This is a genomic window from Arthrobacter sp. DNA4 (assembly GCF_024362385.1).
Taxonomy (GTDB): domain Bacteria; phylum Actinomycetota; class Actinomycetes; order Actinomycetales; family Micrococcaceae; genus Arthrobacter.
The window spans coordinates 177,558-194,013 of the sequence record NZ_CP101466.1 but is presented as its reverse complement, the minus strand read 5'-3'; the positions used below and the strand labels follow the sequence as shown (position 1 = coordinate 194,013).

Annotated in this window: 18 protein-coding genes; 8 read left to right on the top strand and 10 right to left on the bottom strand. The window is 67.1% G+C overall.

Annotation, left to right across the window (positions count from 1 at the left end; translation table 11 throughout):
- Window positions 1–14: 14 nt before the first annotated feature.
- Window positions 15–350: a LuxR family transcriptional regulator gene (locus NMQ03_RS00965; RefSeq protein WP_255173995.1), complete on the top strand. Its 336-nt coding sequence runs from the start codon at window positions 15–17 to the stop codon at window positions 348–350.
- Here the strand turns inward: NMQ03_RS00965 and NMQ03_RS00960 are convergent.
- The 4 genes from NMQ03_RS00960 to NMQ03_RS00945 form a co-directional block, all read right to left on the bottom strand.
- Entirely contained in the window at window positions 347–1,471 is a 1,125-nt protein-coding gene (locus NMQ03_RS00960; RefSeq protein ID WP_255173994.1) for a glycerate kinase, read from the bottom strand. The genes NMQ03_RS00965 and NMQ03_RS00960 overlap by 4 nt on opposite strands.
- Window positions 1,472–1,557: 86 nt before the next feature.
- Window positions 1,558–2,367 carry an SDR family oxidoreductase gene (locus tag NMQ03_RS00955; protein WP_255173993.1) on the bottom strand — a complete coding sequence of 270 codons (810 nt, stop codon included), beginning with the start codon at window positions 2,365–2,367 and terminating at the stop codon, window positions 1,558–1,560.
- An 18-nt stretch (window positions 2,368–2,385) separates the two neighbouring features.
- Window positions 2,386–2,832 carry a hypothetical protein gene (locus NMQ03_RS00950; RefSeq protein ID WP_255173992.1) on the bottom strand — a complete coding sequence of 149 codons (447 nt, stop codon included), beginning with the start codon at window positions 2,830–2,832 and terminating at the stop codon, window positions 2,386–2,388.
- A gap of 372 nt (window positions 2,833–3,204) precedes the next feature.
- Window positions 3,205–3,981, bottom strand: coding sequence for a class I SAM-dependent methyltransferase (locus NMQ03_RS00945; RefSeq protein ID WP_255175706.1), 777 nt, complete (start codon window positions 3,979–3,981; stop codon window positions 3,205–3,207).
- A gap of 207 nt (window positions 3,982–4,188) precedes the next feature.
- Here NMQ03_RS00945 and NMQ03_RS00940 point away from each other — a divergent pair, with 207 nt between their 5' ends.
- From NMQ03_RS00940 to NMQ03_RS00930, 3 genes are all read left to right on the top strand, one after another.
- On the top strand, window positions 4,189–5,832 hold the full coding sequence (locus NMQ03_RS00940) for an ATP-binding protein (RefSeq protein WP_255173991.1): 1,644 nt from the start codon (window positions 4,189–4,191) through the stop codon (window positions 5,830–5,832).
- Between the two features lie 20 nt (window positions 5,833–5,852).
- On the top strand, window positions 5,853–7,376 hold the full coding sequence (locus NMQ03_RS00935) for a bifunctional diguanylate cyclase/phosphodiesterase (RefSeq protein WP_255173990.1): 1,524 nt from the start codon (window positions 5,853–5,855) through the stop codon (window positions 7,374–7,376).
- Between the two features lie 195 nt (window positions 7,377–7,571).
- Entirely contained in the window at window positions 7,572–8,636 is a 1,065-nt protein-coding gene (locus tag NMQ03_RS00930; protein ID WP_255173989.1) for an EAL domain-containing protein, read from the top strand.
- Window positions 8,637–8,699: 63 nt separating this feature from the next.
- Here NMQ03_RS00930 and NMQ03_RS00925 read toward each other — a convergent pair whose 3' ends face one another.
- Window positions 8,700–8,936 carry a DUF6480 family protein gene (locus NMQ03_RS00925; protein ID WP_255173988.1) on the bottom strand — a complete coding sequence of 79 codons (237 nt, stop codon included), beginning with the start codon at window positions 8,934–8,936 and terminating at the stop codon, window positions 8,700–8,702.
- A 133-nt stretch (window positions 8,937–9,069) separates the two neighbouring features.
- Here NMQ03_RS00925 and NMQ03_RS00920 point away from each other — a divergent pair, with 133 nt between their 5' ends.
- A complete protein-coding gene (locus NMQ03_RS00920; protein ID WP_255173987.1) occupies window positions 9,070–9,429 on the top strand; it encodes a hypothetical protein in 360 nt (119 codons plus the stop codon).
- A 21-nt stretch (window positions 9,430–9,450) separates the two neighbouring features.
- Here NMQ03_RS00920 and NMQ03_RS00915 read toward each other — a convergent pair whose 3' ends face one another.
- The 4 genes from NMQ03_RS00915 to NMQ03_RS00900 form a co-directional block, all read right to left on the bottom strand.
- Window positions 9,451–10,233, bottom strand: a complete 783-nt coding sequence (locus NMQ03_RS00915; RefSeq protein ID WP_255175705.1) for a glycerophosphodiester phosphodiesterase — start codon at window positions 10,231–10,233, stop codon at window positions 9,451–9,453.
- Window positions 10,234–10,329: 96 nt separating this feature from the next.
- Complete coding sequence (locus NMQ03_RS00910; RefSeq protein ID WP_159634626.1) at window positions 10,330–10,593, bottom strand: hypothetical protein; 264 nt, start codon at window positions 10,591–10,593, stop codon at window positions 10,330–10,332.
- Between the two features lie 125 nt (window positions 10,594–10,718).
- Complete coding sequence (locus tag NMQ03_RS00905) at window positions 10,719–11,537, bottom strand: HAD family hydrolase (protein ID WP_255173986.1); 819 nt, start codon at window positions 11,535–11,537, stop codon at window positions 10,719–10,721.
- Between the two features lie 422 nt (window positions 11,538–11,959).
- Window positions 11,960–12,412, bottom strand: coding sequence for a hypothetical protein (locus tag NMQ03_RS00900; RefSeq protein WP_255173985.1), 453 nt, complete (start codon window positions 12,410–12,412; stop codon window positions 11,960–11,962).
- A gap of 173 nt (window positions 12,413–12,585) precedes the next feature.
- Here NMQ03_RS00900 and NMQ03_RS00895 point away from each other — a divergent pair, with 173 nt between their 5' ends.
- The gene (locus tag NMQ03_RS00895; protein WP_255173984.1) at window positions 12,586–13,017 is read left to right on the top strand and encodes a LexA family transcriptional regulator; all 432 of its coding nucleotides are present in this window, start codon (window positions 12,586–12,588) and stop codon (window positions 13,015–13,017) included.
- 23 nt (window positions 13,018–13,040) lie between these two features.
- The gene (locus NMQ03_RS00890) at window positions 13,041–14,339 is read left to right on the top strand and encodes a Y-family DNA polymerase (protein WP_255173983.1); all 1,299 of its coding nucleotides are present in this window, start codon (window positions 13,041–13,043) and stop codon (window positions 14,337–14,339) included.
- 107 nt (window positions 14,340–14,446) lie between these two features.
- On the opposite strand, the gene NMQ03_RS00885 is transcribed toward NMQ03_RS00890, so the two are convergent.
- Window positions 14,447–14,593, bottom strand: coding sequence for a lmo0937 family membrane protein (locus NMQ03_RS00885; protein ID WP_159634671.1), 147 nt, complete (start codon window positions 14,591–14,593; stop codon window positions 14,447–14,449).
- 299 nt (window positions 14,594–14,892) lie between these two features.
- Here NMQ03_RS00885 and NMQ03_RS00880 point away from each other — a divergent pair, with 299 nt between their 5' ends.
- Window positions 14,893–16,071, top strand: coding sequence for an ABC transporter substrate-binding protein (locus NMQ03_RS00880; RefSeq protein WP_255173982.1), 1,179 nt, complete (start codon window positions 14,893–14,895; stop codon window positions 16,069–16,071).
- The last annotated feature ends 385 nt before the right edge of the window (window positions 16,072–16,456 follow it).

The window sequence follows — 16,456 nt, the reverse complement described above, 5'->3', positions numbered from 1 at the left end:
TGAGGAGAGACTGTATGCGAACGTTCGTGCCTACCACCCTGCTGGCCCTGCTGCTCCTCGCAGCCCCGGCGCTTTCCGCCGGGGCAGCAACCGCTGCGGCAGGCACAGTACAGGCAGGCCAGGTGGCCCCGGGATCGGCCGGTGCGGCATGGCCGGCAGCCACGTCTCCCACGCCTTCCCCCGGGGATACCGCGTCCACCGGTCCGGCCAACCCCGGCACCGGCGAGTCCGCACAAAATGAGTCCACGCGACTGAACTACGCCCCGTGGGTGATCGCCGGCGTGGCTGCCCTGGTGGTGATTGCCATCCTGGTGTTCCGGCGGCGCCGCAACACCACCATCGTGGGCTAGGCGCCTTCGAGTACCTGGCTCGTTGCCCAGGCCAGGTACTTTCCGGCGTTTGCCACGGCATCTTCCGGGCTCGACGCCACATCCAGCAGCTGGGCCGCGGCCACCACGCCGTGTCCGGCGAGGTCCTCGAAGGTCACCAGGATCCTGCCGGCCACCACAATGACGGGTATGCCGCGGTCCCGGGCCGCGTTCGCGAGCGCGATCGGCGCCTTGCCGGTGAGCGACTGGGAGTCCATGGATCCCTCACCGGTGATCACCAGGTCAGCCTGGTCCAGCTGGGCGGCCAGGCCGGTCAGCCCCGCCACCAGTGCAAAGCCGCCTTCCAGCGTGGCGTTGGTGAACGCAAGGAACGACGCCGGGAAGCCACCGGCGGCGCCGGCGCCGGGGACGTTCACGTCCCGGCCCGTTGCTTCCCGCAGCACCGACGCCCAGTTGCGGAGCCCGGCGTCGAGCATTTCCGCTGCGTCCTGGTCCGCGCCTTTCTGCGGGGCGAAGACGTGGGCGGCGCCGGACGTCCCGTACAGCGGGTTGCGGACGTCGACGGCGATGCGGAATGTGGTGGCGGAGAGCCTCGGGTCCAGCCCGCTCGTGTCCAGCGTTGTGACGTCGGCCAGCGAACCTCCGCCCAGGGGCACAACGTTTCCTGCTGAGTCCAGGGGTTTCAGTCCGAGGGCGCGTAGTGCGCCGCTGCCGCCGTCCGTCATGGCGGACCCGCCCAGGCCCAGGACGATCTCGGTGGCGCCGGCGTCGAGGGCTGCGGCGATGAGCTGGCCGCACCCATAGCTGTGGGCGCGCAAGGCGTTGGCCGGGGTTGGTTCCATGTCCGCCAGGCCGGACGCCTGGGCGGTTTCGATCACCGCCGTGACCTTGCCGTCGCCTGCCTTGTGGATGGCCCAGGCGGCGCCAAGCGGGGCGAGGATGGGCCCCACGACGGCGTTCAACCGCTCCTCATATCCTGCCGCCACGGCCGCTTCCAGGGTGCCCTCGCCGCCGTCGGCGATGGGAAACTGGGTGGCGACGGCGTCCGGGTAGACCCGGAGTGCCCCTTCGGCGATGGAGGCGGCGGCTTCAGCTGCCGTCAGGGACCCCTTGAACTTGTCCGGAGCGATAAGAATGCGCATGCGCTCCATCATGCCAGCACTGCATTGGAAAGCGCTTGCCAGATCCGCGATGCGGACTGAGTGACTCCTCAACCGGACGGAACGGCCTAGCCCTCACGCCACTCATTGCCGGTGAGGTGCGAGCCGGCCTGCGGGCCCATCTGGAGCATGCCGCCGTCCACCACCCAGGCCGCACCCGTCACGTAGCTGGACGCCGGCGAGGCAAGGAAGGCGATGACGTCAGCGATCTCCCGCGCGTGGCCAGGCCGTCCGAGCGGCACCCCGGGCCGTGCCGTCGTCGTCGGATCCTGGTCCTCCTGCCCCGTCATGGGCGTGGCGATCTCGCCGGGGGCCACCGTGTTGGCCGTGATGCCGTACTGGCCCAGCTCCAGGGCGAGCGTTTTCATGAGGCCGCCCAGGCCGTGCTTGGAGGCATCGTAGGCGGATGAACCCACGCGCGGCTGGAACTCATGCACGCTGGACACCGCCACCAGCCGGCCGCCCTTGCCTGCCTTGACCATGCGCCGCGCCGCGGCCTGCAGGCAGACGAATGCGCCGTTGAGGTTCGTGTCGAGGATCTTCATCCAGTCGTCGATGCCCATATCGAGGAACTTGGTGTTGGCCCCCGTCCCCGCGTTGTTGACGAAGACGTGCAGGCCGCCCAGTTCCCCGGCGAGGTCGTCGATCACGCCCGCAGCAGCCCGGAGTTCTGTGGTGTCAAGCTGCCGGACCACAGCCTTGCGCCCCAGGCTGCGGATCTCTTCGGCCGTCCCCTCCGCACCCGCCTTGTCCGAATGCCAGGTGACGCCCACGTCCATCCCGGCGCGGGCCAGCGCAACAGCCGTGGCCTTGCCGATTCCCGAGTCGGAGGCGGTGACGATGGCGGCAGTGGGCGTGAAGTTGCTGGTATCGGGCATGGCGGGCCTTTCTGTAGGTCAGGCAGGGCGGCGGAGGTCGGACTCGTAGGACTCGTCAATAGCGGCGGCGGAGGCCCCGCGGCCTGCCGCCTCCAGGTTTGGCCGGCTTTCGGGCACGGCCATGAGGGGCACGGCGAAGGTCACCACGGGCCTGTTGCCGGCGTCGTCAGCCGATCTGATGGTCAGGCTCCTGGTGCCCGGCGGCACGGACGGGGTGAAGACCTGCAGGTTGCGGGCCCCGACGGTGGCGGATTCCTGCAGTGTGTATTCGGTCCCGAAGTGGTCCTGGAGCAAGAGCCGGGGCTCGGGGGCGTCATCGGAGGGAAGGTGGATGTTTACCACCAACCCGGAGGCCCATACCTCCACGGACAGAATGGTGAATTCGGTGGCTGACGTGACGTGCCGCCCGTAGGTGGGGGGCAGCAGCATCCGGCGGAGGTCGCCGGACGGAATGAGGTTGCTCATGGTGGTTCCTGTAGGTCTTGCGCCGGCGGCCGGTGCGGGGTACCGGAGGGTAATCCGGAACCCGACGGCGCTGGGGCGCGGGTGCGGCTTGGGCGTCTTCCCGGCTGGGGTTTTCCAACCGGAAGAAATTCGACGGATGCCGTCGCTGCGCGGTTGCTGGTGGATGAAATTCAGTGTGTCCGGGAATCGAAGGTGCAGAACCGTCCCCCCCGGCTGGCGTGGCCTTCCTTTCACCTCGGGGCTAACTAGTAAGTCTACTTACCATGGAGCCTCTGGATCCGGCCGGTGTCAAGGGGAAGGACGGCGGCCTGCGGACTGGCTGCGGGAATCCGGACAAGTCTGCGGGGAGGGTTGAATGCCCTGCCCTGGGGCCTACCGGCGTGGGCGGACGATTGCGTAATACCCGGGCACCCGGTCCTGGCCGGGCACGCCGGTCACCGGGTTGGTTTCGATGGCCGTATGGCCATCTTCAAGGAGTTCCCAGGCCGACGCCGGGAACGTCCGTTCGCGCTCTTCGGGCCCGAAGTGCCCCGGCATGGGGAGCCCGCGGATGGCCAGTTCCAACGGCGCCGGAATGCCCCGCGTGGTTGCGCCGAGGTGGGACACATACTCCACCGGGTTGCCCTGGAAGTTGGTTTCCGCCATGAAGACGGTGCCGCGGCGCCCGGCCAGGAGCCGGAGGTTTTCGACCAGCGCCATCTGGTGCGCCGGGGCAAGGACGTGCAGGACGCCGCGGATGAAGACGTTGGCCCCGTCCTTGCCTGCGTTGAGGGACCCGGCCAGGGCCGCTCCGGCACCCTCCGCCGTCATGTCCCGCGCTTCAAAGGTCGTGTTGCCGCTTCCCGCGGACTCCGCCCGGGCCCGGTCAACGGCGTGCGGCGAGACATCAACGCCAACCACCCGGGGGAAGACGCCTGCGAGCGCCCGGGTGAAACTGCCATGGCCGCACCCGGTATCCACCACGGGAAGCGCGGGGTCCAGGTAGCGCAGGAGGCTGTCCTTGTAGCCCAGGAACTCATGGTCGCTGCCCGAATCCCACAGGACCTCCCCGCCGGGGCCCGTGGCCGTGATTCGTGCCCAGTAGGTGTCCCACGCCTGGTGCCGGTCTTTCGGCGCGCCCCGCGACAACCTGACGAGCTTGGGAATCATCAGGTACTTCTGCAGGACGGACCGCGGCGACTTCGTTGGGGAGGACACGGCTCAAATATATGTTCCGTCCCTGCCAACCGGCGCAGCTTCGGCCACATTACGGCGTGCCCTGCCCACGGGGCGCGAATAAGGGGTGGGCGCGGGCGCTCTGGACCCCTGTGGCCGCCGTCCCCCTAGAATGTACTCAACTGGGAGGAAGGGAACACTGTGACGGCTGTGCCGAGTGGCGTGCGCCTGACCCGCACCGCCGTCGTCGCTGATCCCGACGCCGGCCGGCTGGCCCGTAACGCCCAGGCACTGCGGGACGCGGGGTACGGCGTCCGGGAAGCGGCGGACGCCGCCAGCCTCGCCGCGTTGCTGAACGCAGGCCAGCCTTCCATCGTCGTCGCCGACGCGCTTCTGTCCCCTGCCCAGTCCGCGGCCCCCGTCCTGGTGATGGTGGACCTGGACAATCCGCAGGAGGTGGCCGCGGCCAACCCCGCCGGCGTCCACGACTGCATCACCAAGCCGCCGGAGCCCAAAGAACTGGTCCACCGCGCATCCGTCCTCATCGAGCAGGTGTCCCGGCGCCGCGCCGCCCGGCAGGAGGCCGAGGGACTCCGTGAGCAGCTGCGCGAGGTCTCAGCCGCGGTACGCGCCACCAACGATCCCCAGGAGATCGCCAACCACGTGGTCTCCGGTTTCGGCCGGACCTTCAAGGCCGACCACGTGGTGCTGGCCACCTTCGAGGACCACCGCGTCCCGGTGATCATGGCGACCTGGCACCGGCAGGGGCTGGCGGAACTGCCCAAGGACGCCCTTCCCGGCGAGGACGAGGCCCGCGCCACGGCCGATGCGCTTTGGGCCGGGACAGAGACGCTCTCGTCGGACGGAAATGAAACCGAGCCCAGGGCCGACGAAAAGCCGGCCAGGGCCGTGGCGGGGGCGGCTTCCACGCTGGCGGTGCCCATCGGCGAAGGCAACTCCTCCCTGGGCATCATCTGGATCGCCATGATGGACCGGCCACGGACGTGGTCCAGCGCCGAACTGGGCCTGATCCAGCACGTGGCCGGCAACGCGGCCTACGGACTCATCCAGAGCCACCTGATCAGCAGCCAGCAGCAGGTGGTCAAGCAGCTGCGCGAACTCGACAAGGCAAAGACGGACTTCCTGGCCACGGTGAACCACGAGCTTCGCACGCCGCTGACCTCGATCATGGCGTACCTGGACATGATCCAGGAGAGCACCGAGCACCCGGTGTCCAAGGAGGTCCACCAGATGCTGGACATCGTGGTCCGCAACACCGAACGGCTCCGGACCCTCATCGAGGACATGCTCAGCGTCTCCCGGGGCGGGCTGGACAACGCGGACATGCAGCTCGCACCGGTGCGCCTGGGACGCACCCTGGATTTGGTTGCCGCGGCGCTGCGCCCGCTGGCCACCCTGCAGAACGTCACCATCGATGTGGACCCGGTTCCGGAGGATCCGGAGATCCTGGCCGATGAGGTGCAGCTGCAGCAGGTCTTCACCAACCTCGTGTCCAACGCCATCAAGTTCACCCCCAGCGGCGGCCGGATCGAGGTGGGCAGCGAATCCCACGCCGCGGCGGACGGGTCCAAGTGGGCCACCGTGCGCATCGCCGATACCGGCATCGGCATCTCGGACGACGAAATCAACCATGTGTTCACCAGGTTCTACCGGGCCTCGAACGCGATGAACGGCGCCATCCCGGGCACAGGGCTGGGCCTTGCCATCTCCAAGGACATTGTGGACCGCCACGGCGGCCGGATCGATGTCGCTTCCACCCTGGGCACCGGGACCACCGTCACCGTCAGCCTTCCCCTCGGCACTGACCGCGTCCAGGCCAACTAGGCGCCGAAGGAGGACTGGCCATGTTTGCCAACGACGATCCCCGGCTCTCCCAGCTCCTGGAAGGCATTGTCCGGCTTGCCTCCGGCGACCTCACCTCCCGGATAGAAGTCTCACCGGCCCGGGACGAGCTCGATGCGATCATCATGGGCACCAATCTGCTGGCCGAAGACCTGCAGGTCATCTACGAGGAACTCGAGCAGCGGGTGCAGGTCCGGACCCAGCTCCTTCACGAGGCCCACCTTGAGATGCAGAAGATGGCCATGCAGGACCCGCTGACCGGGCTGGCCAACCGGTCGGCGCTGCTCGAAGCCCTTCGCGCCGCACTGGAGGCCCGTGCCGCGGCGGACGGCGGGGGGTCCGAAGAGGGGCCGGCCATCCTGTTGATGGACCTTGACGCATTCAAATCCATCAACGACAGCCTGGGGCACACGGCCGGGGACCAGGTCCTGGTGACCGTGGGTGAAAGGCTCCGTACCGCGGTGCGCGCCTCCGACGTCGTAGCCCGCCTGGGCGGGGATGAATTCGCCATCGTCATGCCCTCCGCATCGGCGGACCAGGCGGCGATCGTGGCACACCGCATCCTGGCCTCCCTCAACGAACCCATTGAACTTCCCGGCCGCAGCGTGCGCTGTGGTGCCAGCATCGGACTCAGCGTGGGCAGCGCGGGCCAGAGCCCTGAGGACATGCTGATGGAGGCCGACGTCGCCATGTATGCCTCCAAGGCCGAGGGGCAGAACAAGCTGCACCGGTTCGAGCCCGCTCTGCTGCTGGTGCGCCGGCTCCGCAGCCAGCTGGTGGATGACCTGCGGGCCGCCATCAAGGGTGATGCGCTGACGCTGTACTACCAGCCGGTGGTGGAACTTGGAACGGGGCGGATCGAAGGCGTGGAGGCACTGGTCCGGTGGAACCACCCGACCCGCGGATTCATCATGCCTGACGAGTTCATTCCCCTTGCCGAAGAGGCGGGCCTGATCTCCGAACTTGGACTCTGGGTCCTCAGGACCGCGGTGAAGCAGCTGCGGGCCTGGATTGATGCCGCCCTGGTGGACAGCAGGTTCTCCGTGCGCATCAACATCTCCGCCACAGACCTGCAGAGCCTGCAGTTCATCGAGGACGTGCGCAACACCCTGCAGGAGACCGGCGTCAGGCCTGAACAGGTTGTCCTGGAGTTGACGGAAGTGGCAATCGTCAAAGGCAACGAGCTGGACCGGTACTCGCTGGGCGGGCTCCGCGGCCTGGGTGTGGGCATCGAGATCGATGACTTCGGCACCGGCTACTCGTCCATCAGCTACCTCCGCCGGCTGCCGGTGGACCGGGTCAAGGTGGACCGGTCACTGATCACCGGGCTGGAGAGCGATCCCAGCCAGCCCGCGCTGGTGGCGGCAGTCCTGCAACTGGTGCGGGCATGCGGGCTGGAAGCGGTGTGGGAGGGCGTCGAAACGGCGGAACAGGCAGAAATCCTCCGCGGCCTGGGTTGCCGCAGCGCCCAGGGCTACTACTTCAGCTACCCATTCCCCGGACCAGATTCCGGAACTGCTGGCTGACCAGCAGGAAAGCGCTAACCAGTAACGCAAAAACTACTGCACTTTCGTGGCCGCCGTTATACGATCAGCGTGCGGTGTCTGGTTTTTCGCCGCCTCGGAAATCAGGTTGGCAGCACCGTTCTTTTATAAGGCGTTTGGAAATTTGAACATTATGGGGCCATCGGGTCATTACTTCGTCAACTGGGGGCGTTGCTAATGTCGGTTCGGGTACAGGCATGGGGAATTATCGCCGCCGTGCTGGCGGATACGGATCCTGCGGGAACCGCCGTCCGGCAGCGGCTGAGCAACAGCCTCGATGAGAATCCAGGCGTGCCGGAACGGGCCCTGCTGGAGTATCTCCTCGAGACCCGGCGCAGCGACGCCAACGTGACGGAGACACTGGAAGCCGCCAGGGACATGCGGCTCACGCCGCCCGCGCTTCCGCCGCAGTTTGCGGAGCAGTTGGATGCCATCCGCAGCGCTTCACGGATCAGCACCCTGCTTGAGAACCAAATGCTGATGACCGCATTCCAGCCCATCTACGGACTGGAAGGAAGAACCGTGGTGGGCGCCGAAGCGCTCTCCCGGTTCGTCAGCGACGACGGCGCGGCCGCGGAGCTGTGGTTTGCGGAGGCCGCCGCGGTGGGCCTGGGCGCCAACCTCGAGTTTTCCGCTCTGGGTTCGGCGGCAGCAGCCGCGAAGGACCTGCCCGAAGACCTTTACGTTTCCCTCAACATTTCCCCCACGTCCTGCCTGGACCCGCGGCTGCCGGAGCTCTTCGACCACATTGAATTGCCCACCCACCGGGTGGTGCTCGAATTGACCCAGGACATTCCCGAAGAGGAATACCTGCAGTTCCTTTCCTCGATCAATCCGCTGCGGGAAAAGGGCCTGCGCATCGCCGTCGACGACACCCACACCGGCGCCGGCGCGCTGAGCCGCATGATCCACCTGCGGCCCGACTTCCTCAAGGTGGGCCGCAACGTGATCGGCGACGTCGACAAGGACGGCCTCCAGCGTGCGCTGGCTGCGTGCCTGGTGGACTTCACCGACCAAATCGGCATCACCCTGGTGGCCGAGGGCATCGAAACTGTGGGAGAGCTCAAGGTCCTCACCGAACTGGGCATCAGCGACGGCCAAGGCTACCTGCTGGGGCGGCCGTCGGTGCGGCCCAAGGACTGGGCCAGCTGGAACACGCGCCTCGATATGGACGGCCTGGAACGCCACCTGGCCGGCCCGGGGGAACTCCGCGCCACTGCCCGGGGAACAGAGTCTTCCTGAGGACCTGACGCAGGCAGCGGGGCGGCGGGCAGCATGCGCGCCGCCCCGCTGCACGTCCAGGCCCTATTCGGAGTGACCCTGGTCCCTGCTCATCTGGTCCTCCGCGGGCGGCGTCGCTCCCGGCGGGACTCCCCCGCCCGGTTCCAGGCCGGTGACGTTGCCTTCCAGCGGATCCGGGTTCGGCGACCCGGCCGACTCCCGGCTGCGCTGCTCCGCCGGATGGGGCTGGGCGGCGCCCACCTCTTCCTTGCCCGGGCGGTCGGGGTTCGCGGGGTCATTTTCCGGATGGTAAGTGCTCATTGCCTTTCCTTCCTCTCCGGCTGCGGTTCGGTTCCCCAGCACTGGACTAATTGTAAGCATGCTGATAATTCTGGAGGAGTAGGGCCGGTACGCCGCTGGGGCGGCCGGGACGCAACGCCGGAAGGAGCAGTCAGTGGGTATCGGCGACAGCATTGGCAAGGCAGCAGAAAACGCCATGGAGGACCTGGCCGGGACATCCAAGCCAACGGAGAAAACGGACGTGCCGGACCCGGCAGATCCCAACGACGACGTGGAGGTCCACTCGTCCCTGAGCGAAGGCTCAAACGCGATGGAGGCGGAGAAGCAGAAGGCGCCCGGCCTCAAGACCGGGGCTGCCCCGGCCCCGGTCTCCAACAGCCCGCTGGGCGGGGACGCCGACGGCGACAAGGTGCACAACGGCAGAGCGCCCGGAGACCGGGAACAGAACGGCACAGCGGACGACGCCGGCCTGGCCGGGGACGCCACGGCGCCCACCGAAACAGACCGGGGCTAGGCAGCCGGGAACAGACCGGGGCTAGCAGGCCGGGCCGGGCGTCCGGTTGGCTTGCCCGGGCCTCTCCGGCCACTGGCCGCGGACGCGCAGCACGTCGCGGAGCAGGTCCGCCCGGTCCGTGACGATGCCGTCCACCCCCAGCTGGAGGAGTTGGTGCATCTCGCCGGCATCGTTGATGGTCCACACATGTACCACCAGGTCCAGGTCATGTGCCCGCCGGATGAAGCCGGCGGTGACTACAGGCACCCGCCCATAGCGGACGGGCACTTGCAGCGCATGCACGTCCCGGAGCACCCGGCGCATGAGCCACCGGAACACCGGGCGTGGAAGCGCAGGCCCCAACAAGGTGAAGAGGGCGTTCGAAGCCACTCCGGCGGACGAAGCCACAGGCCGGCTGAGCAGTTTCAGCACCGCGCGCCGCCGGCGGTCCGAAAAGCTGGTCACCAGGACGCGGTGGTGCACCTGGTGCCGCTCGATCGCGGCAGCGGTGCTGCGGACCGAACCCCAGTCCTTTATGTCGAGATTCAGCCGCGCTTCGGGAAGCTGGGTGACCAGTTCGTCGAACGTGGGGATGGGCTCGCGGCCGTTGATCCGCGCCTTGGCCACGTCCGCGGCCGGAAGTTCCGCCACCCGGCCCCTGCCGTCGGTGACCCGGTCCAGCGTTTCGTCGTGGAAGAGCAGCAGCACGCCGTCCGCCGTGGTGTGCACATCCGTTTCGAGGTAGCGGAAGCCGAGGTCGACGCCGGCGCGGAACGCGGCCATGGAGTTTTCCAGGCCCTCAGCCGAGAATCCGCGGTGCGCCATGGCGATGGGAAGCTGCCGCCCGGCGTCGTCAGGGTGCTCAAAGAAAGGCAGGATCACACTGCGAGCCTACCGCCCCACCCGCGCCCGGAACCGCCGTCAGTCCAGGCAGGCGGTCTCTCCGCAGGGGAGGATGTCCACGCCGTCGCCGCAGTGCAGCAGGGTCCGCCCGCGGCCGGCGTCCAGGTGGACCCACACCGCGGTGTGGTCCGCCGTGACCGTGTCCACCACGCCGCCCGCCTCGAAACCGGGCGCGAACAGGACCCGGACCCGGTCACCCTGGCGCAGCTGCTTCCAGTGCGGAGCGGGCGTTGCTTTGCGCTGCGGCGCATCGGCCGCGTGCTGCCTGACGTTTCGTGCCATGGTTGCCCCCTTCGAGCCGGCGGGAGGGCGCCTGCCCTCCACGCTTCACGCTACGGAGGGAAGGTAAACGCCAGGTGAGCGCAAGCTGTGAAAATGGGGGTGCCGGGTCCGGGGTGGCCCGGGCGTCAGGAAAACTGGACGCCCAAGGCAGCGAGCCGGGCCTCCAAAACCTGGGCCACGCCGTCGTCGTCAAAATGCGGCGCTTGCTGCCCGGCCGCGCGGATGGCTTCCGGATGACCGCTGGCCATCGCGTACCCTTGACCGGCCCAACGGAGCATCTCGATGTCGTTGGGCATGTCACCGAAGGCCACTACGTCTGCGGCGTCGATGCCCAGCGCGCCTGCGTATTCAGCAAGCGTGACGGCCTTGTTCACGCCGGGAAGCGACAGTTCCAGCATGGCAACGCCCGGGGAGGAGTGGGTGGTGGCGGCCAGGTGTTCGACGGCGGGCCCCACCTCGGCGAGGAAGTCGTCCGGGGTGCCGTCGCGGACAATGGCGAGGAACTTGACCACGGAGTCATCGTCCGTGAGGGTTTGCTTCAGCGGCGCCGGGGTGAATTCGGCGAGCAGTTCGCTGGACTCGTTTTCGATGAAGCCGGGTTCCAGGTGGAATCCGGTAAGCGTTTCCGCGGCGAACAGCGCAGCCGGGCGGAGAGTTTTGATGATGCGCCGGGCTTCCAGGACGGTCTCGATGGCCAGCGTGCGGGCGGAGACCAGGCGGTCCGCCTCGAGGTCCCAGACCACGGCACCATTGGAGCAGATCACGCGGCCGGTGTGGCCCAGCTGTTCCTCCAGCGGGTGCAGCCAGCGGGGCGGGCGGCCGGTCACAAACACCAGTTCGACGCCGGCATCCCGGCAGGCGTGGAAGGCACGGATGGTGCGGTCACTGATTTTTCCGTCGTGTCCGAGGATCGTTCCGTCAATATCGCTTGCTACCAACCGCATCCTGCAAGTCTACGTGGGCGGTTGGCTCCCGTGCGCCGATTCCACGGACAGGAGCCGTGCGTAAGCTCGGCGGCATCCCGTCCAGCTCCCTCGAGTTGGGCTATCTACGGTGCCGGGACGAGCCGGAAGGCATAGCGGCTCTTGACCCCGTTACTTGGGGCCATGGTGAAGTCTGCCCCCTTGGTCCGCAACTCCACCGGGGCCCTAAAGACGTCGCCGTTGCAAGGGACGCTCGCCGGAGCCAAAACTTCTGCCCCCGCCGGGCTGGACACTGAAAACTCAGCCTCAGGCGCTCCTTCACAGAGGAACCGCACTTCGTAGCTGCCCGGATCGGCCGATATTCCCTGGCCAATGGCGGAACTTGAGCCTGCGTATCCGCCCAACTCACCCGGCAGCCAGGGTTGCAGCTGTTGGGCTGCCCACTACGACAAGTCCTCCAACTCCGAAGCGCGCGGATCAGTGTTCGGCTGGAGCAGCACACCGGCGGCGGCGGGCTTATCGACGGGCGCAACGGCGCTGACGGTGATCGGGCCGCCCGTGTGCCGGATGAACCGCTCCAGGACGGAGTCGCACGTGTAGGGAACTGTCAGCGGCGGTTTTTCGCCTTGAACAATGGACACCTTAACGCCATGAACGCCCGCACATGCGCCCTTGACCACGTAGTCACCGGGAGCGAGAACAATCGAAAGTTCCCCTGACGGTTCCTCGTCGGTCGGCAAGCCGGGTTCATCCGCAGACGCCTGGAGCAGGCGTGCCACCTGCCCGGCGTTTTCCTCGAAGGATGGCTTTTGCCCGCTGCCGGGCTGGGCATGGGATTTGGTTACGGTGTCCGCTGGACCGGCGTACTCACATCCGGCCAGCGGAACGGCCAGCACACCTGCAACGAACCAACATCTTGCTAAACGCATCCGCATCGCTTCCCCCAGAGCTCGCTTTGACCCGAGTCTAGTCCCCGGCCCTGCAACTTATCCGGCGTCAGAGAGTGCCCGTTGTCAGCCCTCGGGTCTACACTGAAACTATCGAACATATTTTCGAATAAAGGTGTGTTGTGGGCGTTATTGTCGGTCCCCGCGTGATAGACGCGGGCGCCTCGTTGTTCTCGGTGCTGATTTCGCCGGTGGCGGTGGCGGCGGGCTTTCCATCCCCGGCACAGGACTACTTCGACGGCCGGATCGACCTGAACGCGCACCTGATCAAGGACATCACCAGCACCTTCGTGGTCCGGGTGACGGGGGATTCCATGGAGGGTGCCGGCATCAGCGACGGGGACGAACTGATTGTCAACCGTGCCCTTGAGCCCAGGGACGGGTCCGTGGTGATCGCCGTCCTGGACGGCGAACTGACGGTCAAGCGCCTGCGCATCACCCGCACTGGCGTGGTGCTGCAGGCGGAGAACCGCAAATACCCGGACATCCACGTGCCGGCACTTTCCGAGCTGACCATCTGGGGCGTCGCTACCAGGTGCCTGCACCATGTCTGAGCTGCCCGTCCCTGGGGAACAGCATGGCTAAACCAGTCCACATGCGGCAGATGCCGCAGATCGCGCACGTGGACGTCAACTGCTTCTACGCCTCCGCCGAGCGCGCCTTCGACCCCTCCCTGGAAGGGCGCCCCCTGGTGGTGCTGTCCAACAATGACGGCTGCGCCGTGACCCGCTCCCCGGAGGCGAAGGCACTGGGCATCGCCACCGGCGAACCGTGGTTCAAACTCGCACCCCGGGCCAAGGAGTGGGGCCTGGTGGCAAAATCCAGCAACTATGAGCTGTACGGCGACATCAGTTCCCGCGTGATGGAACTGCTGGGCAGGTACTCCGCCTGGCTGGAGGTCTACAGCATCGACGAGGCCTTTCTGGGCGTCAAGGGCGCCCCGGATGAGCTGCTGGCCCTTGGCCGGAGGATGAAAGAGGCAGTCCGGCGGCATGTGGGGGTTCCCGTGTGCGTTGGCATCGCCCCCACCAAAACCCTGGCAAAACTCTGCAATAAATGGGCCAAGAACAATCCCGCCTTTGGCGGAGTCTGCCTGTGGGAGTCCGTTCCGGCTGACGTGCGGGAGGGTTTGATGGCCCGGCTGCCTGTCGATGAGATCTGGGGCATTGCCGGACGGCTGACAAAGCGGCTCAATGTGCTGGGAATCTTCACTGTCCAGGACCTTGTCAGGGCGGATCCGGTAATGATCAGGGATAAGTTCTCGGTGGTGCTGATGCGCACGGTCCTGGAACTGCGGGGCACCCCCTGCATTCCCATGGAAGAAGAGCGCATCGGCCGCGACCAGCTGATCTTTTCCCGCTCTTTCGCCACCCCTGTGACCACCGCCGCCGGACTTCGGGAGGTGCTCAGCATCTACGGGCAGCAGGCGAGCGCCAGGCTCTCAAATCACGGGCTGCAGGCAAAGGTCCTGACGGCGTTTGCTGCCACGTCCCCCTTCCGGGACCACGAACAGGCGTACCCATCGGTATGCGTCCCGCTGCCAATGCCTACGGCGGATCCGCTGCTGCTCACCAGGGCGGCGCACGCGCTGCTGCCCAGCATCCGGGACGGACTCAAATACGCCAAGGCGGGCCTGATGCTCACCGACCTGCGGCCCACGGGAAACCAGCCGCCCCTGGAGCCTTTCGAGAACCGGCATGAGGAACGCGGCATCGGGCCGCTGCTTGAGGATGTGAGCCGCCGCTTCGGGCGGGGCACCATCGGGCTGGGGCACGCGGGCATCAAGTCCGGGCTGGACTGGACCATGAAACGGGACATGCGCTCGCCCCGCTATACAACGCACTGGGACGAGCTTCCTTTGGTCAAGGCGGCGTGAGGGGTCTCGCCGCCCTGAGGGGTTCACGGCGGCGTGACGGTTCAAGGCGGCCTGGGCCGCCGGTTCCCGCCGCCGGACGCTGGGCCGGCGGCGGGGACGCGGGGTTGCTAGACGCGGGACCTGCCACGGACGAAGTGGAAGATCAGGACCACCACTGCGACAACCAACAGGATGTGGATCAGGCCGCCGCCAATGTTCGCGAGCAATCCGAGAAGCCAGAGAACGGCGATGATGATGGCAATCCAAAGCAACATGAGAGTCTCCTTGATTAGTTTTACAAAATCCCCATGCCGTGCACGTACCCACCAATGCAGCACGCGAATCACGGCCCGCACCTGCTGATGGGCATTCAAGGCCGCCGTTGCGTCCCGGGTGCGAACAGCCCCCTCCGCCGGACCTCCGAACAGAGTCCCCGCACGACGATTTTTGACGCCGCACTACGCCGCGTTGAGCGTTCGCGTCGCCGCGTGAACGCCCGCTACGGGATTGATTGTGGGGCCGCCGGGCGCTCCGTAACCTCGTCTCAGCATCCGCCCCAGCAAAGGATTTCCCCATGGCAAACCAGCAGGACAAGAGTCCGGAAGACCAGCACGGCTCCACCCGCATCGTCGCCGGGCAGCCAGCCAAGCCCACACGCCCGGTTGGCCTGAAGATCGGAATCGCCGCAGCCGTCCTGGCCCTCATCGGTGGGGGCGCCGCCGTCGCGTCCGCCGTGAACAGCGGGACACCGGCAGCCTCGCAGGAGGCTGCCCCGTCAGGCAACCCCGCGGCCGAACTGAAGCTCGGCTACTTTGGAAACGTCACGCATGCCCCGGCCCTCGTGGGCGTCAGCAAAGGCTTCATCCAGGACGAACTCGGCAGCACCAAGCTCAGCACCCAGGTGTTCAACGCCGGCCCCGCGGCAATCGAAGCCCTGAACGCAGGGGCCATCGACGCCACCTACATCGGGCCGAACCCGGCCATCAACTCCTTCGTGAAGAGCCAGGGCCAGTCAATCAACATCATCGCCGGCGCCGCAGCAGGCGGGGCGCAGCTGGTGGTCAAGCCGGAAATCACCTCCGCCGCCGACCTCAGGGGCAGGACGCTCGCCTCCCCGCAGCTGGGCGGCACCCAGGACGTGGCCTTGCGCGCCTGGCTCTCCGCCCACGGGTACAAGACCAGCGTGGACGGCAGTGGTGACGTGGCCATCAACCCCACGGAGAATGCCCAGACCCTCAAGCTGTTCCAGGACGGAAAGCTCGACGGCGCGTGGTTGCCTGAGCCGTGGGCGTCACGCCTGGTGCTGAATGCCGGCGCGAAGGTGCTGGTGGATGAAAAGGACCTTTGGGACGGTTCGCTGTCCGGCAAGCCGGGCGAGTTCCCCACCACCATCCTGATCGTGAACCAGAAGTTCGCGGCAGACCACCCGGACACCGTCAAGGCACTCCTGAAGGGCCACGCGAAGTCGGTCGAATGGCTAAACAGCGCTCCAGCCGGCGACAAGGCCACCGTCATCAATGCAGCCCTCAAGGAAGCAGCCGGCGCCGAACTGAAGGCGGATGTCATCGACCGCTCCCTGAAGAACATCGTCTTCACCGTCGACCCGCTGGCTGGAACCTACCAGAAGCTCCTCGCTGACGGCGTCACCGCGGGCACCACCAAGCAGGCCGACATCAACGGCATCTTCGACCTGCGCGCCCTCAACAGCGTCTCGAACGGAAAGACCTCCGCCGCAGGACTCGGCAAGGAGTAAAGCCTCATCGATTGCTCCGTAAATGCCCTTTTGACCTCTCATAACGGCATCTACGGAGCAATCGATGTGGCCGCCGGCCCTCTTCGGCCCCGGAGCGGCATGCATCCGGCGCGGCCGCCTTTCTTGCTTAAATCCTGCGCCTTTCCCGCGGCAAGGCCGGGCAGCACGCCCCTAGGCTGGGAGGGTTGACCGGCGGCGGGCGGCAGGAACCAGGGGGTGCCGGTGCACGGCTTCGGGAATGACGATAATTCTCATCGGGACATGCCTGGCGGGTTCGCCCCGCCAAACGTCCGGCGCTCCCCCAGTGGACGTATCCCGCAATGGGCCATCGATGAAGCGTACGGCAGGGCAGAGGCTCCTTCGCCCTGGCGCGGTGCTGAAGCCC